General features: G+C 68.5%; 17 protein-coding genes. 8 read left to right on the top strand and 9 right to left on the bottom strand.

Annotation, left to right across the window (positions count from 1 at the left end; translation table 11 throughout):
- Positions 1 to 329: 329 nt before the first annotated feature.
- From ACZ7IB_RS42320 to ACZ7IB_RS42300, 5 genes are all read right to left on the bottom strand, one after another.
- Complete coding sequence (locus ACZ7IB_RS42320) at positions 330 to 896, bottom strand: DUF6529 family protein (RefSeq protein WP_470920157.1); 567 nt, start codon at positions 894 to 896, stop codon at positions 330 to 332.
- A gap of 4 nt (positions 897 to 900) precedes the next feature.
- The gene (locus tag ACZ7IB_RS42315) at positions 901 to 1,161 is read right to left on the bottom strand and encodes a hypothetical protein (RefSeq protein WP_470920156.1); all 261 of its coding nucleotides are present in this window, start codon (positions 1,159 to 1,161) and stop codon (positions 901 to 903) included.
- A gap of 329 nt (positions 1,162 to 1,490) precedes the next feature.
- The gene (locus ACZ7IB_RS42310; protein WP_470920154.1) at positions 1,491 to 1,949 is read right to left on the bottom strand and encodes a hypothetical protein; all 459 of its coding nucleotides are present in this window, start codon (positions 1,947 to 1,949) and stop codon (positions 1,491 to 1,493) included.
- Positions 1,946 to 2,896 (bottom strand): metallophosphoesterase family protein, encoded by a 951-nt coding sequence (locus ACZ7IB_RS42305; protein ID WP_470920153.1) that lies wholly within the window; start codon positions 2,894 to 2,896, stop codon positions 1,946 to 1,948. Before ACZ7IB_RS42305 ends, ACZ7IB_RS42310 begins: the two co-directional genes overlap by 4 nt.
- Positions 2,893 to 3,408 carry a cupredoxin domain-containing protein gene (locus ACZ7IB_RS42300; protein WP_470920152.1) on the bottom strand — a complete coding sequence of 172 codons (516 nt, stop codon included), beginning with the start codon at positions 3,406 to 3,408 and terminating at the stop codon, positions 2,893 to 2,895. The genes ACZ7IB_RS42305 and ACZ7IB_RS42300 overlap by 4 nt, the downstream gene beginning before the upstream one ends.
- A gap of 736 nt (positions 3,409 to 4,144) precedes the next feature.
- On the opposite strand from ACZ7IB_RS42300, the gene ACZ7IB_RS42295 reads away from it, so the two are divergent.
- Positions 4,145 to 4,546, top strand: a complete 402-nt coding sequence (locus tag ACZ7IB_RS42295) for a response regulator (protein ID WP_470920151.1) — start codon at positions 4,145 to 4,147, stop codon at positions 4,544 to 4,546.
- A gap of 549 nt (positions 4,547 to 5,095) precedes the next feature.
- Positions 5,096 to 5,392 carry a hypothetical protein gene (locus ACZ7IB_RS42290; RefSeq protein ID WP_470920149.1) on the top strand — a complete coding sequence of 99 codons (297 nt, stop codon included), beginning with the start codon at positions 5,096 to 5,098 and terminating at the stop codon, positions 5,390 to 5,392.
- 91 nt (positions 5,393 to 5,483) lie between these two features.
- Here the strand turns inward: ACZ7IB_RS42290 and ACZ7IB_RS42285 are convergent, their stop codons facing one another.
- The 4 genes from ACZ7IB_RS42285 to ACZ7IB_RS42270 form a co-directional block, all read right to left on the bottom strand.
- A complete protein-coding gene (locus ACZ7IB_RS42285) occupies positions 5,484 to 6,719 on the bottom strand; it encodes an NAD(P)/FAD-dependent oxidoreductase (protein WP_470920147.1) in 1,236 nt (411 codons plus the stop codon).
- Positions 6,716 to 7,774 carry a transaldolase family protein gene (locus tag ACZ7IB_RS42280; protein ID WP_470920146.1) on the bottom strand — a complete coding sequence of 353 codons (1,059 nt, stop codon included), beginning with the start codon at positions 7,772 to 7,774 and terminating at the stop codon, positions 6,716 to 6,718. The genes ACZ7IB_RS42285 and ACZ7IB_RS42280 overlap by 4 nt, the downstream gene beginning before the upstream one ends.
- A 140-nt stretch (positions 7,775 to 7,914) precedes the next feature.
- Positions 7,915 to 8,145, bottom strand: a complete 231-nt coding sequence (locus ACZ7IB_RS42275; protein ID WP_470920144.1) for a hypothetical protein — start codon at positions 8,143 to 8,145, stop codon at positions 7,915 to 7,917.
- A 356-nt stretch (positions 8,146 to 8,501) separates the two neighbouring features.
- Positions 8,502 to 8,648: a hypothetical protein gene (locus ACZ7IB_RS42270; RefSeq protein WP_470920142.1), complete on the bottom strand. Its 147-nt coding sequence runs from the start codon at positions 8,646 to 8,648 to the stop codon at positions 8,502 to 8,504.
- A 642-nt stretch (positions 8,649 to 9,290) separates the two neighbouring features.
- On the opposite strand from ACZ7IB_RS42270, the gene ACZ7IB_RS42265 reads away from it, so the two are divergent.
- Genes ACZ7IB_RS42265 through ACZ7IB_RS42240 form a run of 6 tightly spaced genes read left to right on the top strand, consistent with a single transcriptional unit; the run spans position 9,291 to position 14,553 of the window.
- Complete coding sequence (locus ACZ7IB_RS42265) at positions 9,291 to 10,784, top strand: arsenate reductase/protein-tyrosine-phosphatase family protein (RefSeq protein WP_470920140.1); 1,494 nt, start codon at positions 9,291 to 9,293, stop codon at positions 10,782 to 10,784.
- Entirely contained in the window at positions 10,781 to 10,906 is a 126-nt protein-coding gene (locus ACZ7IB_RS42260; protein ID WP_470920138.1) for a hypothetical protein, read from the top strand. The genes ACZ7IB_RS42265 and ACZ7IB_RS42260 overlap by 4 nt, the downstream gene beginning before the upstream one ends.
- Positions 10,894 to 12,504 (top strand): type I 3-dehydroquinate dehydratase, encoded by a 1,611-nt coding sequence (locus ACZ7IB_RS42255; RefSeq protein WP_470920136.1) that lies wholly within the window; start codon positions 10,894 to 10,896, stop codon positions 12,502 to 12,504. Before ACZ7IB_RS42260 ends, ACZ7IB_RS42255 begins: the two co-directional genes overlap by 13 nt.
- Complete coding sequence (locus ACZ7IB_RS42250; RefSeq protein ID WP_470920134.1) at positions 12,501 to 12,920, top strand: hypothetical protein; 420 nt, start codon at positions 12,501 to 12,503, stop codon at positions 12,918 to 12,920. Before ACZ7IB_RS42255 ends, ACZ7IB_RS42250 begins: the two co-directional genes overlap by 4 nt.
- Complete coding sequence (locus ACZ7IB_RS42245; RefSeq protein WP_470920132.1) at positions 12,917 to 13,330, top strand: hypothetical protein; 414 nt, start codon at positions 12,917 to 12,919, stop codon at positions 13,328 to 13,330. The genes ACZ7IB_RS42250 and ACZ7IB_RS42245 overlap by 4 nt, the downstream gene beginning before the upstream one ends.
- Positions 13,327 to 14,553 (top strand): acyl-CoA dehydrogenase family protein, encoded by a 1,227-nt coding sequence (locus ACZ7IB_RS42240; RefSeq protein WP_470920130.1) that lies wholly within the window; start codon positions 13,327 to 13,329, stop codon positions 14,551 to 14,553. Before ACZ7IB_RS42245 ends, ACZ7IB_RS42240 begins: the two co-directional genes overlap by 4 nt.
- Positions 14,554 to 14,750 lie beyond the last annotated feature (197 nt).

Below are 14,750 nucleotides of genomic sequence, written 5' to 3'. Positions count from 1 at the left end.
GAAGCGTCAGAACTCCCATCATCGCAGGTCAGCAGGCACCTCTTCTCGTTTCCTCATCCACAGGACGCGAGTCACTCGGTGGATCGAGGCTAAGACGGCCGGACCCGCTGTCGGCGCGGATGAGTTGGGCCCGAGGGTCGGCCCCTTTCCCTGGACAGCTGCCGGCGGGCAGGGCTTCCGGACTGCATGTCCCCAGCCTTGCCTGACCTCGCCCGAACCGGCAGGCACCGCCCAAGTACAGGGTGCCACTGGCAGCGTGTCGCTCACCGCGATGTTATCGGTCCGGCTGGGCCGCCGTTGGCCGTCGGGAGGGACGTCTCGCGCTCTGCTCACAGACCGGGTGCCTGGAAGCCGTTCAGGTACCAGAAGGCGGCGGCGTACCAGATCAGGGCAATCGCGGTGACGAGGGTACCGCCAGCCAGGGGGAGTGCCCAGCCGGGCCAGCGGCGGTGGCGGACCACGATGACCTTGGCGACGAAGGCCCCGTAGAGGAAGCAGCCGGTGAGCGAGTGCAGCGCCAGGCGGGTGTCGGTCAGCTGGACGCCGTAGGCGGTGATGCAGTGCCGAGCGATGGGGAGAGAGAGGAGGAAGGCGGCCAGGCCGATGAGCCGGTGCGTGGTGTGGACCCGATGTGGTGCGGCTCGCAGTGTGGGCAGGCGGCCGTACATCCAGAGGGCGAGCAGTAGCTGAATCAGCGCTAGGCATAGGAGTGCGGAGCCGAGTTGGGCTTTGAGCAGTCTGGCGTCGTTGCCGCGCTGCCCGAAGAGGCTGCTCTCGTAGTTGGGGGTGTGTACCCGGCCGTACCAGTAGAGGCCGACCGTCACTGCCACGGGCAGGAGCCACCACAGGACGCCGTAGAGCCGTCGGTGGTTGGCAGGGTGAGCGAGGCGGTCCACGTGATCAACCGCCCCCGCTCTCGATTTTGCCGTCATGGAGCTGGACGGCACACCACGTGCTGCCGAGCGTGACGGTGGGAGTTCCGGGGGTGCGGGCCGATGGCCGGGAGGCGAGGTGAGGATCGGTGCGGGCGGATGTGACCGCCGGTGCGGGCTGCGGGCTCACGCCGATCGTCGCCCTTCTGCCGCCGGAGCAACCGTTGTGCACCGTGGCACGCATGGCGTCAGCGGCGACCGAGGCGGCCGCGAGGCGAGGGTTTCTCAACAGATTCTCCAACTGTTGCGGGCCGATCTCGCCAGTACGTCCGAGGAGTCCCTGCCGGGTCCGGTCGGCACGCCAGCAGGTACGCGAATCGAGGAGAGCGGTTGGGCCGGACGGCCGATGAGAGTGACATGCCCACCCAGGTGAAGGAGGGGCCGTGTTCGTAGAGCCACAGGTGACCGGGTGTTCGGATCGTCTACGGCATCGGCCGGGACGACGAAGGCAAGCAGGCGGACATCGCCGAAGTGCGGTCCTTCGCAGATGCACGACGGCGATCGTGGGCCGCCGCGCCGGGTGGTATCTGTTGTGTGGGAGGCGCGTCGGTGTCTGGTTTATCTGGCCGGTGCCGTGGCGCGGAGGGCGGGCCGCACTCGGCTGGTCTCGTCGTGGTGCGGCCGGGTGCGACGGTGTCGCCGGACTTCGGATGCCTGCCAGGCCGCGACAATCAGCAGGGTGAGCGTCTCGGCGATGAGGCTGAGCAGGGCCTGCGGGGCGGGCTGCAGGCCGTGTTCGGCGAACCCGAACAATCCGATGGTGCGGGATGTAGCGAACCCGGCGAGCGCACCGATGGCAATTGCGGCGGCGGCGATTCGGAGTAGCACGGGTGCCGCCAACAGGAGGAGTGCGGCAACGGCGAAGGCAGTGCTGGCCTGCAGCAGGAACAACGGGCCGATGACGTGGATAAACCGGTATCCGTCGATGTAGAGCTGGGCGTGGATGTATCCGCTTGCCGCGAGCGTGGCGGCGAGCACCAAGCGCAGCGCGAGGGCGGGCAGGCTCCGGGGGTTCATGTGAGTTTCTCGTCCTTGACCGCCAGTGCGTGGCTGCCCTGCCGGTAGTTGACGGTACGGATGCCGAGTGCGTCCTTGAGGCGTCCGGCGGGCAGCACCTGCGGAATGGGGCCGGGGCCGTGGCCGGGTTTGGGAAACGGGTAGCAGGTGGGGGCGGCCGAGTGGAAGGTGATGTTGCCCTCGGTCTTGGTGAACAGCTGGTGGACGTGTCCGTTGAGGCACGTGACTGAGGAGAAACGGCGCAGCATCGACAGCACCTGCACTGCATCGTCGGTGCCCCAGCCCCACTTCGGATACATCGCGAACAACGGGATGTGACTGAAGACGACGATTGGGGTGTCCGACGACAGGCCGGCGATGTCCTTGCGGACGAAGTCGATCTGATCGCTGCCCAGGTGGCCGAGTTGCTCAAGGTGCAGAGTGTTGACCAGCGCGATGAAGTGCACACCATGGGTGTCGAAGCTGTACCAGCCGTCGCCGAGGGTGTTTTTGGCGAAGGTTTGTCGGTATGCGCGTCCGTTGTCTCCGATCGAGTCGTGCTCACCCGGCACGGTGAAGATCCGGTCCGTGCGCAGCTGCGACAGCATCTGCTTGACCTGGTCGAACTGGGCGGGGGTGGAAAGGTGTGTCAGGTCGCCGCTGTGCATGACGAAGTCGGGGCGGAATCCAAGTGAGTTGATCTGGGTGAGCGCTGCGGTGAACGTTCCGGTGACATTCATGTTGGGCGGGCCATGAAAGCCGATGTGGCTGTCGGAGACCTGCACGAATCGCAGGTCTGCGCTGCCCGCCGGGGTGGGGTCCGTCGAACCGGGGATATGGCTGATCACCTCTCCCCCGGTGACTGTCAGGATGACGGCGCCACCGAACCAGGCGGAGTGCCGCATGAGCTGACGGCGGGACATGCCGTGTTCGCCGTCGCCGCTGGAGTCGTGTGTGGGTTCGGTCATGGGGTCACCTCCACGGTGGCGGTCATGAACGGGTGGATGGTGCAGTAGTAGGCGTAGGTGCCGGGTTTGGTGAAGGTGTAGCTGTAGGTGGCGTTGGTGGCCAGGCCTGCCGACTTCAGCGGCCCGCCCGATCCTTGTTTGCTGGTGACGGTGTGAGTGTCGGGGTCGGTGTTGGTCCAGGTCACCTTCGTGCCCGCCTTGACCGTCAGTTTGGCCGGGGAGAACGCAAAGTTCTTGATCGTCACCGCGTTGGCGGCCGCCGGAGCGGACGGTTGGCCGGTGGTAGGTGAGGTCGAGGGCGTGCTTGGTGGTGGGGTGACCGTACCGCCCGTTCCGGAGACACCTGGCGTTCCCGGCAGGGTCTGGCCGGGTCCGGGACTCAGTGCGCCCGCGGGTTTGGGGTGTGACGATCCGCCGCACGCGCTGAGTAGTCCCAGTGCTCCGACAACGGCGACAGCGGCCAGGCACGCCGTACGCGACCGCCGGACCGGCCGAGAGGAGTTCGCATTCATGGTCATCGTTCCTTCTACGCGTCCCCAGCCGCACGGGCGGGTGTTATCCAAGACCGATCCGGGATCGGCCTGTTTCAGGCGGATAGGCGACCGCGTTACGCCCCCCGTGGGGTATTTGAAAGGGCGTAACCCGGTGGGTTACTTTATGTGAGCGGACAGCAGATTCCATTCAGCGAAACGAATCCCACAGCGACGTCTTCGTTGTTTCACTGTGACGGCGGGTAGCAGCCAGTACGCCTGGAGCCAGGGGAGTTTTTGCGGTGTCCTTACTGGACTGTAGGCGGAGGCGGACAAGCATCGCACTTCGAGCCGACCGAATACCTGCTGCTCCGTCAACCAACGCCCGCACTGGTGCATCATGAGCGCCGGAGCCGCGATCGCCTGTCGGTCCGCCGCACCCCCAGTCATGCTGAACCACGGACTCGGCGACTCACATCGGGTATGGGACCGTTTGGGCCGCTGATCGAACCAGTAGCGCGTAGCTACGCGATGGAACTCGAATCCACCGCGTCGATCGACCTCGCCGCCGAGGACGCCGCGGGGTGCAGCCCCTCCCGGCTGTCGGGTGCGCAGGACGCGGTTGCCGAGCGGGATTACAGGGGCTCCCCGGCCGGTCTCCGCGGGTTGGGGAGGTCGTTGGTGGCGCGAACTGATGGGGGCGGTGCCGCCGATGCCGGGACCCTAGCCGACGACGCGTAGGGCCGTCCGGCACGGGACCTCGTTTTGGCCTACTGACGTGGGCGGGGCGTCGCAGGTAGCCGAACCGTGCACCGCGGTCGGCCAGCTCCCTGGCGAACTGCTCGCCCACGTCCTCGTGGCGGCCGGAGACCACAAGGTTCGCGCCTTGACGGGCGTAAGCAAAGGCGGTGGCGACAACGAGATCACGCGGCGGGGCCTCGCGTGGATCACCGACTCCACCCCGGACATCACGGTATGCGCCCAGCTGGCGGACAAGGGGCGCCGAGACCGCACCCGACGTCTCCCCGGTCGACATCCGGATGCCGGGCATGGACGGTCTGGCCGCCCCCGGGCGCAGACACTGCCCTCGCCGCGCGTGATCAGCCTGACGACGTTCCACGACGACGGGCAGGGCACCCAGGCGCCACGCGCCGGCGCCACGGGTTTCCCGCTCAAGTAGACCCCACCCGACGACCTTCTGCGGGCCGTCCGCGATGCTCACGGCGGCCGTGCCACGCTCGGACCGGCGGTCGACCGGCCACTGCTCGACGTGCACATGGCTCGCGCCCGGGCGTCAGCCCCGAGAACAGTGCAGCTGGACGAGTTGAGCCGACGCGAAAACGACGTGCTGCGCCTGCGCGCCCTCGGCCTCACCAACGCGCGGCGATCGGTTGCGAGTTGGACATATCGGAATGCACGGCCAAGGGCCACGTCGGCAGCATCCTCACCAAACACCAGGCGACCAGCCGCGTCCTGGCCACCCGCATCACCTAACGGCCGGAATCGAATCAGCGTGGGAGGCCGCCGCTGGGGGCGTATCACATCGATCATTTCGCCTTCGAGTCCCCGCTGCCAGTAACGTCTGGGCCGCATGGCCAGGGATCTGTGGAAAGCATGCGCTGGATCACGATCACGACCTGCTGATCGTCGCGGTCGGCATGTGAGCGACGCGCTGACGTAGTAGCCGAAGCCTCACTGGGTTCGGTCATGTCGAGCACTGAAGGCAGGCGTGGACTTCGCGGCCGTCCAGAGCTTGATGGACCTCGGTCGATTGTGCGAGGCACTCGACGCTACCGTTGCCGCGGCCGTGTTCGTCCGCGGCGACGTCATGGTGGGGGCGTTCGACGGCAGTTCTGGAGTCGACAACCACGATGTGCAGCGTGTGGCGGTCGACGGCCAGCTGCGCCGTCATGTACTCGTGGCCGTACCGGGCGGCATTGGCGGCGAGTTCGTCGACGATGAGGACGGCGGAGTCCGCTCGTTTCGGGGAATGCTCCAGTTCTCCAGCAGGTCCGCCGTGAAGTGACGGGCGGCGGAGACATGTGCTTCCTGCGCCGGCTTGCCCATCCCTGCGGGCGGGCGCCCGACGAGCCCGTGAAGCGGCCTGCGGCCGTACGTCACTCGGCAGCCAGCTGTTCCAGCGGCACATCCGGGTCAGCGAGCCTGTCCCGGTCGATCTGCTTGCGGGAGCGGGCCAGGTGCTGGATCGCATCGTTGACGTCCCAGATGTTGACGTTCATGCCAGCCAGCACGCGACCGTCGGCCAGCCAGAAGGCGATGAACTCCCGGCTTGCCAGATCGCCGCGCACCACCACGTCGTCGTAACTGCCGGGCTCGGCGTAGCCCGCGTACTCCATGCCCAGATCGTACTGGTCGGTGAAGAAGTACGGGACGCGGTCGTAGAGCGCACGCTCGCCCAGCATCGACCGCGCGGCCGTCCCAGGCTGGTGAAGGGCGTTGGCCCAGTGGTCCACGCGGATGTGCTTGCCCAGCATCGGGTGAAGGGCGTTGGCCACATCGCCGGCCGCGTAGATGTCCGGGTCGGAGGTCCGCAGGGAGGCGTCGACCACGACGCCGTCGTTTACCTGCAGACCGGATTCGGCGGCCAGTTGGCTGTTGGGAGTGGCGCCGACGCCGACCACGACCGCGTCCGCGTCAATGCGGGTGCCGTCGGCCAACCGAACGCCCGCGACCTTCTCCTTCTCGCCGACGATCTCGGTGACCCGCGCACCGAGCCGCAGGTCCACGCCGTGCTCACGGTGCAGGTCGGCGAAGACGGGCGCGATCTGCGGGCCCAGGACGCGCATCAGTGGCAGCTCGCCTGCCACCACCACGGTGGCCTCGACGCCTGCCTCCCGTGCGGCGGCGGCCACCTCCAGGCCGATCCAGCCCCCTCCGACGAGGACGATGCGGGACGCGGAGCGGAAGGTGCGCTTGATGCGCTCGCAGTCGCCGACGCGGCGCAGGTAGAGCACGCTGTCGAGGTCCGCACCCGGTACGGCCAGGCGGTGCGGGGAGGCGCCGGTGGCCAGCAGCAGCTTGTCGTAGCCGATCGTCTTGCCACCGGAGACGGTGACCGCCTTCCGGTCGCGGTCGATGGCCGTGACGATGGTGTCCAGCCGCAGGTCGATGCCCTGATCGGCATACCACTGCGACGGGTGGACGAAGATCGTTTCGCGGTCCTGCTTGCCCATGAGGTAGCCCTTGGACAGCGGCGGACGCTCATACGGTGGGTCCGGCTCGTCCCCGATGAGCAGGATCCGGCCGTCGAAGCCGTTCCCGCGTAGCGCTTCAGCGGCCTTGGCTCCGGCCAGGCTCGCCCCGACGATCACGAACGTGGATTGCGCCATCACACCTTCTCCCTGCTGCGATCTGCGCGGTGGGACTGACCGCTGTCGGATTCGTGCGGGCTGACCGCGAGTTCCTCAACCAACTCATTCCAGCTGGCGTCGAACTTCTCCACGCCCTCGTCCTCCAGCACCTGCTCGACGTCGGCGTAATCGGCGCCGAGGGCGGCGAGTTCCTCCAGCACTTGGTGCGCTTCGCCATAGGTGTCGCGGAAACTGCCAACCGAAACCGCGCCGTGCTCGGCGACAGCGTTCAGTGTCGCCTCCGGCAAGTTGCTGACCACGCCCGGGGCGAGCAGGTCCACGACGTACCGCGTGGCGTCGTATGCCGGGGCCTTCACGCCCGTGGACGCCCACAACAGCCGCTGCGGCCTGGCGCCAGCCCGCTCCAGCCGCTTCCACCGCTCGGTGGCGAGCATGCGTTCGTAATGCTCGTACGCGATGCGGGCGTTGGTAACGGCCGCGCGCCCGTGCAGCGCGGCGGGCTGACCGCCGCCCAACCGGTCAAGCCGCCGGTCGGTCTTGGTATCCACCCGCCAGACGAAGAGCAACGCCGCGGACCCGATCGTGACGTTGATGCTGATGCCCTCGGCCAGACATGCGCTCATCGCTTCCAGGCCCGGCTTGACCGCGGGGATCTTGGCGAACAGATTGGGCCGGTCCACCAGCCACCACAACGCCCGCGCCTTGGCGACGGTGCGCGCGCTGTCATGTGCCAGCCGCGGGTCGACCCCGATCGAGACCCGTCCGTCCACGCCCCCGTTTGTCTCGTACACCGGTCGCAGCACATCACAGGCCCAGCGAACATCGAATGTGGTCAGCGCGCGCAGCACCTTCTCCACCCCGACCTGGCGCAACGAACCGTCGGTGATCTGGTCGCCATAGCAGTCGCTGGTTTCGATGGCCCTTGCGAAGATCGTCGGGTGGGTGGTGACGTCGGCGACGTTCCGGTACCCGACGGGCCCGCCCAGGCTGCCGTCTACCAGTCGCTGTCGGCTCAGGTCGTCCAACCAGATCGACACCCCGGACGCGGAAAGCCGGGCGAGACTGTCGGACACCATATGCCTCCTTACCAGGGCACGGGTGTGGCGATACGCGAAAGGCCCCTTGGGTCAAGGCTCACCCATCAAGCGGGGCGGCGCACGTCGACCCCTGCCGACCTCCTACGGCGCATTGCACCGGGTAGCCGAACAGACACCCATCAAGCCTGGATCCACCAGTACAGGCGCTGCAGCAGCACGGTATCGACGTGGAAAAGGTCTACTGCCAGGATTCCGACGGCCCGGCTGCGCAGGAACTCCGCCCAGGTCGGGCCTGAGCGGCGTGGTGTCGGATCGATCCCGGCCTTGTTCAGGATCGCCCAAACTGTGGAGGCGCCAACGGTCCAGCCCAGCCTGGCCAGTTCGCGGGCGCCAGTGAACAGCAGCAGCACCCCAACCTCACGGGTCAGTACACCTAGTGCAACCAAACGGGGATCCCAGTTCTGCACCCGCGGAGCAGCCCAATGAAGCTGCCGAGAAACTGACTGAACCACAAAATGTCGCTGTTCGAGAAGAACGGGGTGATGATCCCCGCGATCAGCGCGAGCGGCGGGCCGATCACCTGCTACAGGTGTCGCCAAGCCCGCTGGTGCGACGGTCCGCCCCAATCCGTTACCGACCCGTGATCGTCAGGCGGGCGGGGCACACAGCTCGGTGCCGATGGCGAACGAGATGTTCACCATCGGAACCGCCATGGCCGGGGCATCGCCGCTTGCGTGGTCTCGCCGTGAGCCGTGCCGTTGCGGATCTACCGGCCGCAGTCGAGGTACTCGGCCTGCCTGGCCGTCAGGACCCTTGCGGCGGCGCCCCGCTCGATGAGCTTCTCCAGCGGCTCCTTGCCCGCGCCCGGGATGCGGTCGCGCAGCACGATCTCCACCGCGATCAGGGAGTGCATGACCGCCACGGTGGAGAACTCGTAGCAGTAGTAGGAGTGGCGCAGCAGTTCGCGGGCCGTGTGAGGACCGTCGCTGCGACCTCGGGTACGTCGTCGGGCACGACCAAGTCCTGAACGAGCTCGTGCATGTCGGCGTACTGCGAAACGAAGTGGTGTGCGCGCTGGTCCGGCACCGGGAACGGCAACTGCTGGGTGGTCATCTGCGCAGTGTCGCAGCCCCGCTCCCGGATCGGCGGCGGCTTTTCACCAGCCGTCACGCAGCATGCAGGGACGGAGAACTCTCCCCCGCCGACATGGGCGGTATGGCGCACGTGCCGCCTGCGCTGGTCGTATATGCCTGCGGGGGTTAGCCTTTTTAGGTGTACGGGACTGGCTGGTAGAGATTGGGAACTCTTGCCAGGCCACGGGATTCGCGCACCCGCGAGGAGGCGCGCTTGTTTTTCTGAAGCGGTCCCGGGAATTCGCGGCTGTCCACAACATGTCCCGTCGGCAAAGGCGCAGAATTCGCGGATGCCTTGTGCGCGGCGGTCAATCGTCCAGAAGGCTACCCGGCATGTGCCCCGGCCAGGTGTCGGCCAGGCGTGTCGATCCCGGACTCACCATGTTGAGACCTAGACGTACGATCAGCGACGGGTAATGCACATGGGCTGGCTTACCATCGGGTACTTCGTCTCGTACATTCCCTACGCCATGCTGGTGAAGGCACTGGCCAGCGGAGTGACTCCGCTGTCGACCCAGCCGGTCAACGGCTTCGAGCTGCTGCCCGCATCCGTCCTCGGACAGCTCGCGGCGATGACCGTCTTCCTCGGCCTCACAGGTCGGTGGCGGCATATGCGGCGGAGCAGGATCGGCCACGCGCGGATCCCGGTACCGGGCCGGGAGACGCTGGCGGCCGGCTTCTTCGCGTCGCTCATCATCGGCTCCACCACGATGAACTACACCTTTTCCGGTGTCTCGATCCTCTTCATGCTGTTGCTGATGCGGGGAGGAGTCCTGGTCCTCTCCCCATTGGTCGACATGACCCGCAAGCGGCGGGTGACGACATCCTCCTGGGTAGCGCTGTGCCTCAGCCTGATAGCGGTTTCGGTGGCTCTCGGCGATGTGCACAGCTACCACCTCACGCTCGCTGCCGCGCTGAGCGTCCTCACCTACCTCGTCGGCTACCTCGGCCGGTTCGAGATCATGATCCGGGTGGCCAAGAACGGGGTTGTCGCAACGGACCGCCGCTACTTCGTGGAGGAGCACGTCGCAGCACCCGTCTGCCTGGCTCTGCTGCTGGGGGCAGGGGCGCTGGCCGGGCAGCCGCAACTGAGCGCGGGCTTCACCACATTCCTCGGCACCCCTGCCGCCTTGGCGGCCGCGGGGATAGGAGTGGCATACGAGGTGCTGTTCGTCTTCGCTTCGCTGATCTATCTCGACCGGCGGGAGTACACCTGGGGTGTGCCGGCCTGGGCGTTCGCCAGCCTGATGTCCGGCCTGGTCGCCTCCTTCTCGCTCGCGTGGCTGGCCGGACTCCAAGCTCCGGGGACCTCTCAGCTCATCGCGCTCGCGTTCGGTGTCGGCGCGGCGGGAGCCCTGTCCTACCCGTCGGCCGCCGTCTGGTGGCGGACACGCAGCACCGGCGCGGCATGCCGCGTGCTGTTCGTCTGCGGCGGGAACACCTCCCGTTCTCCCATGGCCGAGGTCATCGCGTGGGCCCAGGCCGCGGAGGCGGGAGTCGCACACCTCTTCCGGTTCTCCAGCGCGGGTGTCGCGACGACGCAGCCTGCGAGCCCGATGACTCCGGGCGCCCGGTCCGCGCTCGCTGAACTCGGTCTGCAGCGGGTGCCGGGCCGGGGGAATCCCCGCCGTCACCGCTCACGCCCGGTCACCCCAGAACTCTGCCGGGTCAGCTCCGTCATCTACTGCATGACCCGAGCCCACCGCGACAGGGTGATCGCCATGGCGCCCGAGGCCGAGGGTCGCGCCTTGTGCCTGGACCCGCACCGTGACATCCCCAATCCGGAGGGGCAGCCGCCGGACGTCTACCGCAGGTGCGCCCGGCACATCCAGCGGTCCGTGCACGTCCGTCTTTGCGAGCTCCTCGGCCCGGAGGGCGCTGCGGCCCCGCTCTCGGACGAGGGTGATTACGGATGACGCCCGGGCTCCGCGACGGTCTGTCCCTGCTGGCAGTCGGGTACGCGGACGAGGCGGTCCCGGTCAATCGGTTCGTTCCGCGGCGGGCCGGTCTGGAGGAGGACGTCCAGTGGCGCAATTGACGAGCGGGTATGGTGCCGACGTCGGGCGTCGGGCCCGTGTGGTGGCGGTGATCGCCGAACCGGAAGACCTCACCGCGGCTCGCCTGCGTGCCCTCGCAGGTGTGGCCGACGTGCTGGAGGTCCGCGCCGACCTGGTCGGCGATCCCGATCCGCGCCGGCTGCGCCGGCTTTTTCCCGGGCCGCTGACCTACGGTTTGCGCTCGCGGCGACACGGCGGCCGCTCGGCCGCCAGCCCGGTCGAGCGGCGCACCCGGCTGCTGCGCGCAGCGGACCACTACGACCTGGTCGATCTGGAAGCCATGGACGACGTGGCGCCGGAGTTGCTGGCGGGCATCCCGGCCAAGCAGCGGCGTATCTCCTGGCACGCGCCCCCAAGCCCCGAGCAACGGGCCGACTCCGGCCTCCGGGCCGGTCTGCTCCATGCCTCGGGGGCACTGCTGGAGCGGTTCGCCGCGATGACCGCCGTACCAGCGGCCCTGTACCTCCTCGTGCCGCAGTCGGGCGCACAGGGCGAATGGGCCGCGCCGCTGCTGCTCACCGGGCTCGGACGTACCGATGTGACGGCGTTCGCGTCCGGTCCGGCCGGCACCTGGACCCGGGTGCTGGCGCCTTGGCTGGGGGCACCCGTGGTCTTCGGCCGGGCTGGTGTCCCCGGGGCGGACGGAATGCCCAGCGTGAGCCAACTCCTCACCGACTACGGCCTGCCCGCTCTGCCCCCGCTCAGCGGCCTGTTCGGCATTGCCGGGCGTGCCCCAGGGCGGTCGCTGTCGCCCCGGCTGCACAACGCGGCGTTGCGGGAGTTGAGGCTTCCCGCCCTCTACCTGCCTTTCCAGGTGGATGTGTTCTCCCGATTCTGGCACCGGGCCATGGACTTCGGGGCACTGGGCGGACCGCCGCTGCGCGGGCTGACCGTGATCGCCCCCCACAAGGAGAGCGCGCTCGAAGCGGCCGACATCGCCGCCCCGGAGGCACGGGGGTGCGGGGCGGCAAACCTGCTGTGCCTCGACGCCGGGCGCTGGCGCGCGGCCACCACCGACTCGACCGCTGCCCTGCACACGCTTGCCCGCGCCGGGGTCGATCCGAGCGGCCACAGGGCCGCTGTCATCGGTTGCGGCGGTGCCGGGCGGGCCATCGCGTTGGCCCTGTGCCAGGCCGGAGCCCGGGTGACCCTGGTCAACCGAGGGGTTGCGCTGGGCCGGGCAGCCTCCTCGCGTCTCGGGCTTCCCTATGTGCCGCTGTCCCGGTTCTCCCCGGCGGGGTACGCCGTGCTCGCTCATGCCACGCCCCTGGTGGAACGGGAGCCGTTCCCGGTCTCCACCGCCGACTGGGACGCGGCGGTGCTGGAGATGGCCTACCGCGATCCGCCGACCGCGCTCATGGGCGCCACCCGCGCCCGAGGACTGACCGGCATCGACGGCTGGGAGGTCCTGTTCGTCGAAGTACGCGAGCAGTTCAAGCTGATGACAGGCCATCCGCTGCCCGAGGCACTGCCTCTGCACTCCGTCTGCTTCGGCCAAGCCGAGCCGCCCGATGCCCACGACCTCATCGAATCAGCGGGACTCGCCCCGACGCACCCTACGAGCAGGGAGGCACCATGACGACCCGTTCCGCACCCCCTGCCGGAACGGCCACACCGCGGCCACCCGGCACGCCGGACGTCTCGGCGCTGCTGGGCGACTGGGTCAACACCGACCAGCGCAGTTCGAAGGGCGCCCGCCGGCTGAGCGTAACCTGGCACGAGGGGGGCATGTTCGTCAGGGCCTTCGGCACCGGTAGTCCGCAACCACCCGACTGGGGTGAGGCGTCGGCGGTCCTGTACACCTCGCCGGACACACCGTCGGTCGCCTCGTCTTTCTCGGCGGTCTACGACTTCGGCTCGCTGCGCACCGTTGTAGGCGCCTACCACAAGACGGGCATCCTGGTGACCACCGCATGCACCGTCTTCAGCGACGTCAGCGGGGGCGCCGACCACTGGGCCCGCTCGTTCTTCCACAGGGCGGAGGCGCGGCCATGACGGCACATGTGGTCGATCCGGCACCGCTGGCGGGTTGCTGGGTCAACTTCGACACCACCGCCACCGGTATCCACGTGGTCGATGCCGCGCTCGACCACAGCCGGCTCATGCTGCGGATCACCGAGCGCGGCGGCCCGGAGCCCTCACAAGGCGCGCTCGCACCGACCACGACACCCGTCACCGGCGCCATCGTGCCCGCCGTCCCGCTGGCCGACGACATCGACGCCACCGCGGCCGTGGCCTTTCTCGCCGAAGGCCCGCTCGGCTCCCGGCAGGTCATCCTCGTCGGCTACCTCAACCGCGGCCTGCTGACCATCGATGTCCATACCGTCCATCCCACCGAAACCCAGATACCGAACACGATGTACCGCGCCCACTTCTTCCGCTTCGAAGAGGCCACCCCCACATGACCGACGACCTGGGCCGCGCCACCCGTCCGGCCCGCAAACTGGCGGTCGGCGACGACCGGGCAGTTCTCGGCGCCGCGGCGAAGCTCGCCGAAGACAGATTCGCCCCCCGCGCCGATGAGTACGACCGCACGGCCGCCTTTCCCGCCGAGGACTTCGACGATCTGTTCTCCGACGGTCTCCTGGGCGCCGCCGTGCCCCGGGAGTACGGCGGCCTGGGCTACGGCCCCGCGGAACGCAATACCCTCCCCCTGTGGGAGATGACCACCACGCTGGCCAAGGCCGATCTGTCGCTGGCCCGCTGCTGGGAAGGGCACGCAAACTCACTTGTCCTCATCGACGCCCTCGCCACCTCGGAGCAGAAGCGGCGCTGGTTCACCGGCGTGGTGGAACACGGGGAGAAATGGGTCGCCTGGAGCGGCGAGCCCCAGACCCCGAAGCCGGGCGAGAGCTCTCGCTTCGGCACCACACTGACCCCCGTCCAGGACGGCTGGACCCTCCGCGGCAGCAAGGCGTTCGCCACCGGCGCCACCGGCGTGCAGTGGGCGATCCTCCTCGTCGATCCGGTCGGCCCCGGCGGAGCGCGCCAGACCCGGGAGGTCCACGGCAGGCTCCTGCTGCTCGCCTGCGACCTGTCGGACCCGACCGTGACCGTGGACACGTCGTGGTGGGACCCCATCGGTATGCGCGCGACGGCCAGCCACGTGGTGCGCTTCCACGACACCTTCATACCGCGCGAGCATCTCATCGGCGGCCCCGGCGGCTACTTCGCCGGGCAGTGGCAGACCGCCTTCATCCCGCAGCACGCGGCCAGCTTCCTCGGCGGTGCCCTGGCCGCATACGAGTACGGGCTCGCGTATGTGAAACAGCAGGGCAAGAGCGGTGATCCCTATGTGCAGCAGCGGGTGGGCAGCATGGCGGTCAATGTCGAGACCGCCCGCCTCTGGTTGCGCCACGTCGCAGGTCTGTGGGACGCAGGCAGCCTCGACGAGGCCCGGATCGCCGGCAGCAGGGCCTGGCATGTGATCGGGCATCTGGCGGAAGAAACAGTGCACCACGTCATCCGCGCGTGCGGCGCCCGCAGCCTGATCCGCCCGAGCCCGGTGGAGCGGATCCTGCGCGATCTGACCTTGTACAAGCTCCACGACAACGACGACCACGTGCTGGCCACCATCGGCCGGGCCGTCCTCGGTGAGCCGTACGACCCGTTCTTCCACAGACTCTGACGTCCGCACCGGCCTCGGGTCACACCACCTCACGACGGCGGCCCACCCGATCCGCCTGGGTGGGCCGCCACGTCGTCGCGATCAGGACCGGCCGTCGACGGTGTCGGCCACAACTCGCCGTGGGGGTGCCCCCGGCCGAGGGCTGGGGAAGATCGGCCGCGTACGGAACGTACCCGGTCGACTCCGACCGCACCCAG

This window comes from Streptomyces sp. NPDC037301, from assembly GCF_055602785.1.
Note: the sequence above shows the minus strand (reverse complement) of the source record. Positions and strands in the feature narration are given on the sequence as shown.